11 protein-coding genes and 1 pseudogene are annotated in these 11,571 nt (G+C 64.1%); 9 read left to right on the forward strand and 3 right to left on the reverse strand.

Annotated features, from left to right (window positions below; genetic code table 11):
• The 5 genes from EDE12_RS08390 to kdpC all read left to right on the forward strand — a co-directional run bounded on the left by EDE12_RS08390 (position 1) and on the right by kdpC (position 5,640).
• Positions 1–513 (forward strand): GNAT family N-acetyltransferase, encoded by a 513-nt coding sequence (locus tag EDE12_RS08390; RefSeq protein ID WP_026598050.1) that lies wholly within the window; start codon positions 1–3, stop codon positions 511–513.
• A gap of 547 nt (positions 514–1,060) precedes the next feature.
• On the forward strand, positions 1,061–1,150 hold the full coding sequence (gene kdpF, locus EDE12_RS08395) for a K(+)-transporting ATPase subunit F (protein WP_084768379.1): 90 nt from the start codon (positions 1,061–1,063) through the stop codon (positions 1,148–1,150).
• A 34-nt stretch (positions 1,151–1,184) separates the two neighbouring features.
• Entirely contained in the window at positions 1,185–2,894 is a 1,710-nt protein-coding gene (kdpA, locus tag EDE12_RS08400; RefSeq protein ID WP_026598051.1) for a potassium-transporting ATPase subunit KdpA, read from the forward strand.
• A 17-nt stretch (positions 2,895–2,911) separates the two neighbouring features.
• Complete coding sequence (gene kdpB, locus EDE12_RS08405) at positions 2,912–5,029, forward strand: potassium-transporting ATPase subunit KdpB (protein WP_026598052.1); 2,118 nt, start codon at positions 2,912–2,914, stop codon at positions 5,027–5,029.
• Positions 5,030–5,040: 11 nt separating this feature from the next.
• A complete protein-coding gene (gene kdpC, locus EDE12_RS08410) occupies positions 5,041–5,640 on the forward strand; it encodes a potassium-transporting ATPase subunit KdpC (protein ID WP_026598053.1) in 600 nt (199 codons plus the stop codon).
• 163 nt (positions 5,641–5,803) lie between these two features.
• On the opposite strand, the gene EDE12_RS08415 is transcribed toward kdpC, so the two are convergent.
• The gene (locus tag EDE12_RS08415; RefSeq protein ID WP_024879275.1) at positions 5,804–6,493 is read right to left on the reverse strand and encodes a TetR/AcrR family transcriptional regulator; all 690 of its coding nucleotides are present in this window, start codon (positions 6,491–6,493) and stop codon (positions 5,804–5,806) included.
• Between the two features lie 172 nt (positions 6,494–6,665).
• Here EDE12_RS08415 and EDE12_RS08420 point away from each other — a divergent pair, with 172 nt between their 5' ends.
• The 4 genes from EDE12_RS08420 to EDE12_RS08435 all read left to right on the forward strand — a co-directional run bounded on the left by EDE12_RS08420 (position 6,666) and on the right by EDE12_RS08435 (position 9,312).
• Positions 6,666–7,325 carry an outer membrane protein gene (locus EDE12_RS08420; protein ID WP_026598054.1) on the forward strand — a complete coding sequence of 220 codons (660 nt, stop codon included), beginning with the start codon at positions 6,666–6,668 and terminating at the stop codon, positions 7,323–7,325.
• 24 nt (positions 7,326–7,349) lie between these two features.
• A complete protein-coding gene (locus tag EDE12_RS22090) occupies positions 7,350–7,706 on the forward strand; it encodes a hypothetical protein (RefSeq protein WP_024879277.1) in 357 nt (118 codons plus the stop codon).
• On the forward strand, positions 7,690–8,367 hold the full coding sequence (locus EDE12_RS08430; protein WP_026598055.1) for a DUF3313 domain-containing protein: 678 nt from the start codon (positions 7,690–7,692) through the stop codon (positions 8,365–8,367). Before EDE12_RS22090 ends, EDE12_RS08430 begins: the two co-directional genes overlap by 17 nt.
• Positions 8,368–8,475: 108 nt before the next feature.
• Complete coding sequence (locus tag EDE12_RS08435; protein ID WP_026598056.1) at positions 8,476–9,312, forward strand: TauD/TfdA family dioxygenase; 837 nt, start codon at positions 8,476–8,478, stop codon at positions 9,310–9,312.
• A 97-nt stretch (positions 9,313–9,409) separates the two neighbouring features.
• Here EDE12_RS08435 and EDE12_RS08440 read toward each other — a convergent pair whose 3' ends face one another.
• Together EDE12_RS08440 and EDE12_RS08445 are read right to left on the reverse strand one after the other, a co-directional pair.
• Positions 9,410–11,002, reverse strand: a complete 1,593-nt coding sequence (locus EDE12_RS08440; RefSeq protein WP_026598057.1) for a porin — start codon at positions 11,000–11,002, stop codon at positions 9,410–9,412.
• A 204-nt stretch (positions 11,003–11,206) separates the two neighbouring features.
• Positions 11,207–11,371 (reverse strand): annotated as a pseudogene (locus tag EDE12_RS08445) (IS3 family transposase); the annotation flags it as partial.
• Between the last annotated feature and the right edge of the window lie 200 nt (positions 11,372–11,571).

The following is an 11,571-nucleotide window of genomic DNA, read 5'->3' on the forward strand; positions in this document are numbered from 1 at the left end:
GTGCCTGCCGGAAAAGACGAGAAGCTCTACGTGGAGCCGCTGGCTTCTGGCCATGACAGATCGGGATTCGAGAGCGCCGTGGAGGTGCTCGACCGATATTTTCGGACACAGTCCGGTCAGGACGCGCGAAAGAACATGGCCGCGCCCTTCGTTCTGGCGCTGCCCGACGGGACGATCGCGGGCTACTACACGCTTTCGTCGACCTCCGTGCAACTCGCCGAGCTGCCGGAGCAGCCCCTGCGGAAGCTGCCGAAATATCCGCGCGTGCCGGCGACGCTCATGGGCCGGCTCGCGGTCGATCGGCGGCTACAAGGGAAGGGATACGGCCGGCTTCTACTCGCCGACGCTCTCTACCGATCTGCCCGGAGCGAGATCGCCTCGTTCGCGCTGATCGTGGATGCGAAGGACGATAGCGCCCGCCGCTTCTACGAACGAGAGAGCTTTCTGCCGTTCTCCGAACAGCCCATGAAGCTGTTTCGGGCGATGGCGGACGTAAAGCGGCTTTTCGCATGAGCGGCGACGGGAGTGAACGGCAGTCGGCGGACGAAATCGCATGCCGATGGGCGCCCGAAATTCGCGCCAAGGAGAGGAGCGGCGTGTTCCAGTGCGGCCTGGCGAGCAGGAAGAAAAAGAGAACAATCCCTGCACACGGTGTGCATGCGGCGCATATTACCTATTTGAAAATACGGATATATTAGTCCAGTCTAGCATAGGCGCCACGGAGAATCTAATATCTTGATTTATAGGCGATATCATCCTGGTCTCTAGGCCGTGGCGGCTGTGCGCGCATTCTGCGACGCCTCGATACGACATTTTCGTCCTTTTTCGACAGCGTCGTCTCATTGGCGCTGCGCGCCGCGCGAGCTGATCCTTATGCGGCCCTTACGCCCGACGGGGCAAATCCGAATAGCCTCCTTACGCGCTCTGCAGGCATATCCCGAGCATTGTCGAAAGGGAGACTGACCATGCTCGACCTCGTCTATCTCGGCCTCGGCGCCTTTCTCTTCGCGCTGATGGGCCTTTATGCGCGCGCCTGCGGGCGGCTCTGAAACGGGAGCGAATGATGTTCGAACCGATCATCGGCCTGGGCGTCGCCGTGCTGCTCGGCGCCTATCTCCTCTACACGCTCCTTCATCCCGAGCAGTTCTGAGCCGAGCGTCTCGGGCTCCGCAAAGGAAACGATCATGAACGCCATTGGCTTGGCGCAAATCGCCGTCGTGCTGGCAACCGTCGTCTTCGCCGCCGTGCCGCTCAGCGCCTTCATCGCTCGCGTGCTCGCTGGCGAGCGCAATGTTCTGACGCCCGTTCTGCTGCCCGTGGAGCGTGTCTTCTACAAGCTTTCCGGCGTCGATCCGGCGCGTGAGCAGAGCTGGCTCGTCTATACGAGCGCCATGCTCGCCTTCAGCGTCGTCGGCTTCGCATCGCTCTATGCGTTGCAGCGCCTGCAGAATGTGTTGCCGCTCGATCCGCAGGGCTTCGATCCTGTCCCGGCCGATCTCGCCTTCAACACCTCGATCAGCTTCATCACCAACACCAATTGGCAGAACTACTCCGGTGAGACGACGATGAGCCATCTCGTGCAGATGCTCGGGCTCACCGTTCATAACTTCCTCTCCGCTGCGACTGGCCTCGCAATGGCCTTCGCGCTGGTGCGCGGCTTCGCGCGCGCGGAATCGCCGACGGTCGGCAATTTCTGGGTCGATCTGACCCGCGGGACGCTCTATGTGCTGCTGCCGCTGTCGATCGTCGTCGCGCTCGCGCTGGTCGCGCTCGGCGTTCCGCAGACGCTTTCAGGCTCGGTTGAAGCGACGACGCTCGAGGGCGCCAAGCAGGTGATCTCGATCGGCCCGGTCGCGAGCCAGGAAGCGATCAAGGAGCTCGGCACCAATGGCGGCGGCTTCTTCAACGCAAATTCGGCGCATCCATTCGAAAGCCCGAACGCGATTTCCAATCTCCTCGAAATATGGGCGCTGCTCGTCATTCCCTTCGCGCTCGCCTTCGCCTTCGGCCGCGCCGTGCTGGATTTTCGGCAAGGCCGCGCGATCGCCATCGCTATGCTCATCGTGCTCGTCTGCGGCGTGCTCATCGCCTATTGGGCGGAGGCCGCCGGCAATCCGCTGCTGACGTCGATCGGCGTCGATCCTTCGCCCGGCAATATGGAAGGCAAGGAGGTGCGCTTCGGCGTCGCCACCAGCGCGCTCTTCGCCGCAGCGACGACAGGCACCAGCACCGGCGCTGTCAATTCGATGCATGACTCCTTCATGCCGATCGGCGGCCTCGTGCCCTTGTTCAACATGCTGATGGGCTCGATCGCGCCGGGCGGCGTCGGCGCCGGTCTCTATGGCTTCCTCGTGCTCGCGGTCGTCGCGGTCTTCGTCGCCGGCCTCATGGTCGGCCGCACGCCGGAATATCTCGGCAAGAAGATCGAGGCGCGCGAGATGAAGCTCGCCATGCTCGCCGTGCTGATCTATCCGCTCTGCGTGCTCGGATTCTCCGCGGCTTCCGCGCTGCTGCCGGGCGCGCTCGCGAGCTTGAACAACGCCGGCCCGCACGGCCTGTCGGAGATCGTCTACGCCTTCGCCTCGACGACCGACAATAACGGCTCGGCCTTCGCGGGCCTTTCCGGCAACACGCCTTGGTACAACACGACGCTCGGCATTGCGATGACGCTCGGACGTTTCGCCTATGTCATTCCCGTGTTGGCGATGGCCGGCTCCTTCGCCGCGAAGAAAAAGGCGCCGGCGTCGCGCGGCACATTCCCGACGCATGGGCCGCTGTTCATCGGCCTGCTGCTCGGCGTCATCGTCGTGCTCTATCTGCTGCAATATTTCCCGGCGCTCGCGCTCGGTCCCGTCGTCGAGCATCTTCTGCTCGCCGCCGGCAAGACCTTCTGATCCGGAGATCAACGCAAATGTCGTCCAAAGTCGCTGCTCCTGGCCTGCTCGATCGGGCCATCATCGGCCGCGCGGCGATCGACGCTCTCATCAAGCTCGATCCGCGCCGGCTGGCGCGCAATCCGGTGATCTTCGTCACCGAGGCGGTTTCGGCCGTCGTCACCCTCTTGTTCATTCGCGATCTAATCGCGAATGACGGAAGCGCGCTCTTCTCCGGCCAGATCGCCGCCTGGCTGTGGTTCACAGTCCTCTTCGCCAATTTCGCGGAGGCCGTGGCGGAAGGCCGCGGCAAGGCGCAGGCCGATGCGTTGCGACGCACGCGCACGGACACGAAAGCCAAGCGAACCAAAGGCGGATCGCGCGACTACGACATCGTCTCCGCGCTGGAGCTGAAGCTCGGCGATGTCGTGCTCGTCGAAGCCGGAGACCTCATTCCCGGCGACGGCGAGGTCGTCGAGGGCGTCGCTTCCGTCAACGAGTCGGCGATTACCGGCGAGTCGGCGCCGGTCATTCGCGAGGCGGGCGGCGATCGTTCCGCCGTCACCGGCGGCACCACTGTGTTGTCCGATTGGGTGCGGGTGAAGATCACCGCCGCGCCCGGCTCGACCTTCATCGACCGCATGATCGCGCTCGTCGAAGGCGCCGAGCGGCAGAAGACGCCGAATGAGCTCGCTTTGTCGATCCTGCTGTCGGGCCTGACGATCATCTTTCTGATCGTCTGCACGACGCTGTGGCCGCTCGCCAATTATTCGGGAACCGTGCTGTCGCTCACCGTGCTCATCGCTCTGCTCGTCTGCCTCATACCGACGACGATCGGCGGCCTCCTGTCGGCGATCGGCATTGCAGGAATGGATCGCCTCATCCGCTTCAATGTCATCGCGACGTCCGGTCGCGCGGTGGAGGCGGCGGGCGACGTGGACACGCTGCTGCTCGACAAGACAGGCACGATCACATTCGGCAATCGCATGGCGGATGAGCTCATTCCTGTCGGCGGCGTCGGCGAGCATGAGCTCGCGGAGGCCGTGCTGCTCGCCTCCCTCGCCGATGAGACGCCGGAGGGACGCTCCATCGTCGCGCTCGCCAAGAGCCGCTATGGCCTCGCCGCTCCCGCTCCCGGCGCCGATGCGCGCGTCGTTCCTTTCTCGGCGCATTCCCGGATCTCTGGTCTCGATCTACCGGGCCGCTCGCTGCGCAAGGGCGCCGTCGACGCAATTCTCGCGCAGACCCAATCGATCGTGGACCGTGCCGATATCGGCGGCGCAGGGGCGAACGGCGCTATCGCCGAAATTCTCCAGCGCGCCGCCGTCTCGCCAATACGCGCGCCGGAGGATTTCACGCGCGCGGTGGAGCGCATCTCGCGCGCCGGCGGCACGCCGCTCGCCGTCAGCGAGAACGGACGCTTGCTCGGAGTCGTGCATCTGAAGGACATCATCAAGCCAGACATAAAGGCGCGCTTCGCCGAGCTGCGCGCCATGGGGATAAAGACGGTGATGGTGACGGGCGATAATCCGGTCACGGCGGCGGCCATCGCCTCGGAAGCGGGCGTCGATGATTTCATCGCGCAGGCGACGCCAGAGGACAAGCTGACCTATATTCGCAAGGAGCAGCAGGGCGGCCGCCTCATCGCAATGTGCGGCGACGGCACCAATGACGCGCCGGCGCTCGCGCAGGCCGATGTCGGCGTCGCCATGCAGACCGGCACGCAAGCGGCGCGCGAGGCTGGCAATATGGTCGATCTCGACAGCGATCCGACCAAGCTTATCGAGATCGTCGCCATCGGCAAGCAGCTGCTGATGACGCGCGGCTCGCTGACGACCTTCTCCATCGCCAATGACGTCGCCAAATATTTCGCCATCATCCCAGCGCTGTTCGTCGTGACCTATCCAGAGCTCGGCGCGCTCAATGTGATGAAGCTCGTCTCGCCGCAATCGGCGATCCTCTCCGCGGTGATCTTCAATGCGCTGATCATCATCGCGCTGATACCGCTGGCGCTGAAAGGCGTCGCCTATCGGCCGATCGGCGCCGCCGCCTTGTTGCGGCGGAATCTGCTGATCTACGGTCTCGGCGGCGTCATTATTCCCTTCGTCGGCATCAAGCTGATCGACATGATCGTGTCGATCCTGCATCTCGCGTGAAGGAGCTTCTCATGCTCACCCAAATTCGTCCTGCGATCGTGATGATCGTTCTCTTCACCCTTCTGACCGGCCTCGCCTATCCTCTGGCGATCACCGGAATCGCGCAGCTCGCTTTCCACGACGCGGCCAATGGCAGCCTCATCGAGCGCAAAGGCGTCATCGTCGGCTCGCGTCTGATCGGTCAAAGCTTCGTCGCCGATAATTACTTCCACGGCCGTCCTTCGGCGACGAGCGCGCCAGATCCGAATGACGCGAGCAAGACGATCGACGCGCCTTACAATGCGGCGAATTCCGGCGGCTCCAATCTCGGCCCGACCTCGCAAAAGCTCGTAGAACGCGTGAACGCGGCGATCGAGGCGGAGTTCGCCGCCGGGCGCATCGATGTGGTCGCGGCGGATGCGGTGACGACATCGGCCTCCGGTCTCGATCCGCACATCTCGCCGCAATATGCGCTGGCGCAGGCGGCCGCAGTCGCCGCGGCGCGCAAGCTGCCCGAGAGCCGCGTGCGCGCCTTGGTCGAAAGTCGGATCGAGCAGCGCGCCGCCGGCTTTATCGGCGAACCGCGCGTCAATGTGCTGGAGCTCAATCTGGCCTTGGACGAGTTGCATTGACGGCGTCGGCGACCTCGGTCGTCGGGTTCCCGTCTATCCGAGGCGCGGCGGCTCGTCGCGCCTCGCGCATTTTTCGCATTGGCTTCGTCAAAGTCGGCGGTTCATCATGCGACGGCGGAAAGTCGCGAGCGCACAGACGTGAGCGGCCGATAGCGCGCCGGCCTCAGCGTCTGCGAGACTTCGTCGGAACGCGCTTTTTAGACGGCGTCTTCGCCACCGGCGCCTTTTTCGGCGCCGTTCGGCGAGGAGCTTTCGCTGGACCCTCCTTTTTCGGCTCCGGCGCGGCGCTCGGCTCGTCGGCGAGGCAGGCCGCGAGAACCCGTGCGATCAAGGGCCGCGTCTTGGCGCTATTGGCGTCCTGCAGCGCTTGCGCTCCCAAGACTTCGCGAAAGATCGCCATTCCGACGAGGCAGGCGTTGAACAAGGTTGCGCGCTCGATCGTCGATGCTCCCTCGAGAGCGGCGGCGACCGGGCCGATGAACTCGGTCAAGCTGCGGGCGCGCAATACCTCCCGCGCTTGTGGATTGGTCAGCGAGCGCACGACGATCTGAAGCGTTTCGTTCTGGCTCGCGCTGAAAAACCCGTCCGTGAAATCCTCGCTGAGGCGGCCGGCGTCGAGCGTCGATTGCGACTCGGCCTCCTTGGAGGTCGAGAGGACGGCCGAGAAGAGCTGCTCCTTCGAGCCGAAGGCGCGGTGGACCAGCGCGACATCCACTCCGACCTCGGCGGCGATTTCACGGAGCTTCACATCCTCGTAGGAGGCTATCGAGAAACGCGCGCGCGCCGCCTCGAGTATGCGCCGCCGTGTGATCTCTCCGCCGCGCTTTTCCTGAAGCTCAGCCAGCGTCGCCATATCGATCCGCCTCCCGTTTCCGCGCAGATTATTCGTCTTCTGACGATGGTCAAATGGGGCTGGAAGGCGCGAGTGTCAACATTGTTGTGTCAACAGCGTTGACATTCGGCCGGTCTCGCGTATTTTCCTCCTCGGCTGCTCGGAGGGAGTCGGAGCGCAGGGGATCGGAAACATGATCGTGAAATATTCGACAGCTTTGACGCGGGCGCTTTTCGTCCTGGCCGCGAGCGCAGGCGCCGCGCCGGCGGCCGATCTTCCTTATATGAAGCCGTCTTTTGCGTTCGAGGCGCCGCCGCCCGCCTTCACCTGGACGGGCCTCTACGGCGGCCTCAACGCCGGCGGCGCGGTCGGCGAGGGAGTCGGCGCCGGCGCCTATGCCGACAAATCGCCGAGCGGCGTCGTCGGCGGCGGCCAGCTCGGCTTCAATTATCAGCTGTCGCCTCGCTTCGTCATCGGCGCCGAGAACGACTTTCAGGCGTCGAGCCTGAAGGCGCGAGACGACAGCCCCTATCATCGGGATGCGACGCTGCCGTGGTTCGGAACGGCGCGCGGCCGCGTCGGCTTCGCGCTCACGGAGCCGCGCTTGCTGATCTACGGCACGGGCGGCATGGCCTTCGGCGAGCCGAAGATCGCCGGTGACGGCAAGCTGCGCATCGGCTGGACGGCGGGCGGCGGCGTGGAATGGGCTTTCGCGCGGAAATGGTCTGCGAAGCTCGAATATCTCTACACGGATCTCTACCGGGATCTGCGGAAGGATGTCGATCGTCACGCACGATTCCACACCATTCGCGTCGGCGTGAACTATCACTTCGATTTGTTCTCGCAGCCGTGACGACATGCAGGCGGGGACGAGCTCGTGACGCGACGCATCCTTCTTCTCGATTCCGATCGGCCCGACGAAGCGCTCGAGGTCGACATCCTCGCCCGCGATGAGGTTGTGCTCGCTGTCGCCGTGCCGAACACGATCGTGAGCTTCGATCTGATACGCGGAGATGATCGCGCGCCCTATCGCGGACGGCTCGGCGGCCGCAGCTTCTCGTTCGCCGCCGCCACGCCGGACGGGTCGAAGTCGGAAAGCGCCTCGGCGCGGCCGAAGACGTCGACTCCGGCGCGTTCCCGCGAGCCTCGAAATTCGAGCCCGAACGATCACGCGGCGACGCAATCGAGCGGCGTTGGACGCAAAGGAGTATTGCTGTATGGCGGCACTGGATAAAATGCTGCGACCGACAGTCGCGCTGCTCTGCCTCGGAACGAGCGCTTGCTCGAGCGTGGATCCCATCGCCTATTCCGGGCTTCCATCCTCGGCGCATTTGCAGCCCAATCGGCAGGACGACGCCAAGCGCATTCCGTTTCGCTATGCGGCTACGACCGATTGGCGCGCCTATAACAGGCTCGTCATCGATCCCGTCGCGATCTATCGCGGCTCCGATCATCAGTTCGGCGATATGGCGGAAGCCGACAAGGCGTCGCTCGCCGAGCATATGCAGAGCGAGTTCGCCGAGAAGCTGAGGAGCCGCTTCACCATAGCGGACCGGCCGGGCGCGAATACGCTGCGGCTGAAATTGACATTGACCGGCGCCGTCACGAGCACGCCCGTGCTCAGCACGATCTCGCGCTTCGATCTCGCGGGCGGTCTCTACAATGGCGTGCAGACCGTGCGTGGCGGCGAAGGGCTGCTGACCGGCTCGGTGTTCTATGCGGTCGAGATACGCGACGCCTCCGACAATCGATTGCTCACGGCTTTCGTCGCCAAGCAATATCCCAGCCCGCTGAATATTCCGGCGAGCGTCGGCGCGCTATCGGCGGCGCAGACGGGGATAGAGAAGGGCGCGGAAGATCTTCGGGAGCAGCTGTCGCGGGCGGCGAAATCGTGACTCCGCGCCAATGTCGATCGGCGCGCAGTTCGTCGTCGGCGCGCAGCGCGATTTTTCTTTCGATGTCACGTGCGGGGGCTTTCGACACATGCGCATGAGGAGACGAGCATGGATGCGATCACCATTCGACGCGGCTTCGATATTCTCGATCTGACGCCGCGCATAGGCTCTTCGATCGAGATGGATGTCGCGGCGCTGACGCGCGGCGAATATGCGGCGGAGATCCGCGACATTCTGGAACGACGCGGCGTGATCGTGTTTCCGCGACTTCACCTCGATGACGCGCAGCAGCTCGCTCTCTCCCGCACGCTCGGCGAGATCGTTCTCCTGCGCGGCGACGGGCTTCTGCCGATCACACTCGATAAGAAGGTCGACGCATTCGCGGCCGAATATTTGAAAGGTTCGTTCTTTTGGCATTTCGACGGCGCGAGCGACGACGTTCCGGCGCGTGCGGCGATATTGAATGCGAAGCGTTTGTCATCCGTCGGCGGTCAGACCGAATTCAGCAATTGCTATGCCGCCTGGGACGAGCTGCCGGTCTCGGTCAAAACCTCGATAGAAGGGCTTCGTGTCGTCCATAGCGTCGAAGCGGCCCAGTGTCTCGTGAACCAAACGCCCACGGATGACGAGCTGCGCCGATGGCGAAGTCATGAGCCGAAGACGCATCCGCTTGTGTGGACGCATAAATCAGGACGCAAGTCGCTCGTGCTCGGATGCACGGCGTCGCATATCGAAGGCCTGGCGCCGGATGTAGGCGGCGCGCTTCTCGCCGAGCTCACGCAATGGGCGATATCGCCGAGATTCGTCTATCGGCACGAATGGAGCGTCGGCGATCTTCTCATCTGGGACAATGCCGGAACCATGCATCGCGTCACGCCCTATGACGCTGAGAGCGGTCGGCTGATGACGCGCACGACCATCGCCGGCGAGGAGCCTCTGGCCTGACGACAAGGCCGACTCTGGCGAGCGGCGATCGGGCCGTTCGTTAGGCTCATTCCTTCATTGGAAGCGAGTTCTTATCGACCCGAAGCTGCGCTCTGCTTCACCAAAAAACTTGCGCCCGCGCTAGGAACAGGCTCGGATGATCGCCGTTGAGAAATGCGCGATCGGCGGGTGCGATCAGCGTCATTGCGCGCGTCCAATTCGCCTGTAGGCGCACGCCGCGCACCGGGTACCAGTTCAGAGCCACGGTGAGATTCTCCTGCCGGCCGCCGAGCGTCGCCGTATTGGCGACGGCTTTTTGCGCAGCGGAACCCGTGGCTGTCGCCAGATAGACGAAGCTCGCCGGGACGAGCCCGCCATTGTTCAGATTGATCCCCTCATAGCGCGCGGCGACCTCGACGGCGCCATAGCCGCCTTTGTTCAGAGGGTCCTTGATCTTCACATCGGCGAAAGTGCCGGGCGTGCTCCAATTTTTGTCATAGCCCTCATAGGAGGCGGCGCGCGATTCCCCGGTGAGGAACAAAGATGCTGCGACATGATAGGCGCTGTAATGCAGCTGCGCGCCGCCGCCATTTGCGTAGAGGAAGGCGAGCGTGGCGTCGCGCTGATATTGAGCGCCGACATATTCCGCCTCGACAGAGACCGGACCATAGGCGGCGGCGGCTTCGAAGCCGTAATTGTAGGAATATTTCAGGCAGCTCGGCCGCTGCACGAAAGGCGCGACCAGCTGGCCGGCGCCGGTCGTCGCGACATTGAGCGTCGCCGCCGAGGCCGCGCAGGAGAGATCCTGCGCCGCGGGCACTCGGACCGTCGCCCCGCCCGCGCCGAGAATTCCGGTGAGCTCGCGCTCGAAGCCGGAGGCGCCGGGCGTCAGATTGGTGGCGTCGGTGGCCGCGGTCGTCCCATTGGGGCGATGATAGACGAAGGACCCGCCGAGGTGGAGCAGCGCATCCTCCTCGTGAATGGGCGCATAGATGGCGCGCGCCGAAGCGTCCCAAAATTGCGCGTTTCCGGTGGGCGGCGCGGTCGCCGTGTCCTGCGGGCTGGTGGAGAAAATGCCGCCCTTGAGCGCCCAGCTCGCATCGCCGACGCCGACGGCTGCGCCAATGTGGCGAGCGGGACCGAGATTGGCCGTCAGGCTGCGTTCGAGGAAGGTGATGTGCTTGTCGGAATCGAGCGTTTCCCGGCCGAAAGGCTCGTGGAAATTGCCGATCTGGATGGAAACCGGCTGGGCGCTGATCCACTCGGGCAGGAATTTGGCGCGATAGGCGAGATAGGCGTCGCGAATGCCGGCGACGCCTCCGGCGGCGGTGGCGAAATCATATTGGAAACGATAGATCCAATTGCCATAGGCGCGTCCGGTCACTTCGAGCTCGGCGCGGCGGAAGCCGACATTGCTGCGCCTTATCGTGTCCGCCGAGCTGGCGAAGCCGCCGTCCGTATGGATGCGTCCGCCGACCTTGAAATCGAAGCTCTTGTCCTCGCTCTCGACATAGAGGCCGTTCTTGAAGCTGACGAAGACGGGTGGCGGGACTGCCGCGGCCGGAGCGGACTTCGTCGGATCGTGGCGCTCCGTCGCCGCTCGATTTGCTCGGGACTGGGCGTCGAGCTTGGTCTCGAGGCGTTTCAGCTCCGCTTTCAAAGCTTTGATCTCACGGGCCGTATCGGCGAGACTCGAGACGGGGGCGCCCAACGCGGCTATGAGCGTTGCAGCTGCGACGCCCTTTCGATCTGCACGACTCCCGCCTTTGACGAACATGCGCATTTCCCTCCAGCAGCCCGAACAGCTCGTTAATCATGACTTGCTCGAGCAGGCCTTGCGTCAGTCGGCAGAAGGAGGGGATGAAGCGCTCTTCACGCTTTGGCGGTTGGCGGTCGAGGATGGCGACGAGGGGAGACGACGATCATGCAGCGCCTGCTCGAGCGCGTCGAGCATGAAGGCCGCATGCGCCGTGCGCGAGGCGCGCCGGCCGACAATCCGCCGGGCGAGGGCGGCGATCACGAAAGCCACATAGACGAAGTCTCGCCAAGTCGAGACATAGGTGAAATCGGACAGCCAGAGGGTATGAGCATTCCTTCCCGGCGCCATGAAGGGGGCGAGGCGGATATATGCGCGCCGACGCGGCGAAGATCGCCGGATCGGCGCCGGCGGCGACTTCGATCTGGCGCATGAGACCGAAGGCGTCGCGGGCGTCGAATAAATCGGTCGCTCGGTAGTCCGAGCCGTGGCGTCGCGAGGCCGTGATCGAGCGGCGCGGCGCC

Source organism: Methylosinus sp. sav-2 (assembly GCF_004366495.1).
In the GTDB taxonomy this organism is placed as follows: domain Bacteria; phylum Pseudomonadota; class Alphaproteobacteria; order Rhizobiales; family Beijerinckiaceae; genus Methylosinus.

Coding starts and splice junctions, on each gene's coding strand:
- kdpF (WP_084768379.1), top strand. CDS start 1,061: ATGATGTTCGAACCGATCATCGGCCTGGGCGTCGCCGTGCTGCTCGGC.
- kdpA (WP_026598051.1), top strand. CDS start 1,185: ATGAACGCCATTGGCTTGGCGCAAATCGCCGTCGTGCTGGCAACCGTC.
- kdpB (WP_026598052.1), top strand. CDS start 2,912: ATGTCGTCCAAAGTCGCTGCTCCTGGCCTGCTCGATCGGGCCATCATC.
- kdpC (WP_026598053.1), top strand. CDS start 5,041: ATGCTCACCCAAATTCGTCCTGCGATCGTGATGATCGTTCTCTTCACC.
- EDE12_RS08415 (WP_024879275.1), bottom strand. CDS start 6,493: ATGGCGACGCTGGCTGAGCTTCAGGAAAAGCGCGGCGGAGAGATCACA.
- EDE12_RS08420 (WP_026598054.1), top strand. CDS start 6,666: ATGATCGTGAAATATTCGACAGCTTTGACGCGGGCGCTTTTCGTCCTG.
- EDE12_RS08430 (WP_026598055.1), top strand. CDS start 7,690: ATGGCGGCACTGGATAAAATGCTGCGACCGACAGTCGCGCTGCTCTGC.
- EDE12_RS08435 (WP_026598056.1), top strand. CDS start 8,476: ATGGATGCGATCACCATTCGACGCGGCTTCGATATTCTCGATCTGACG.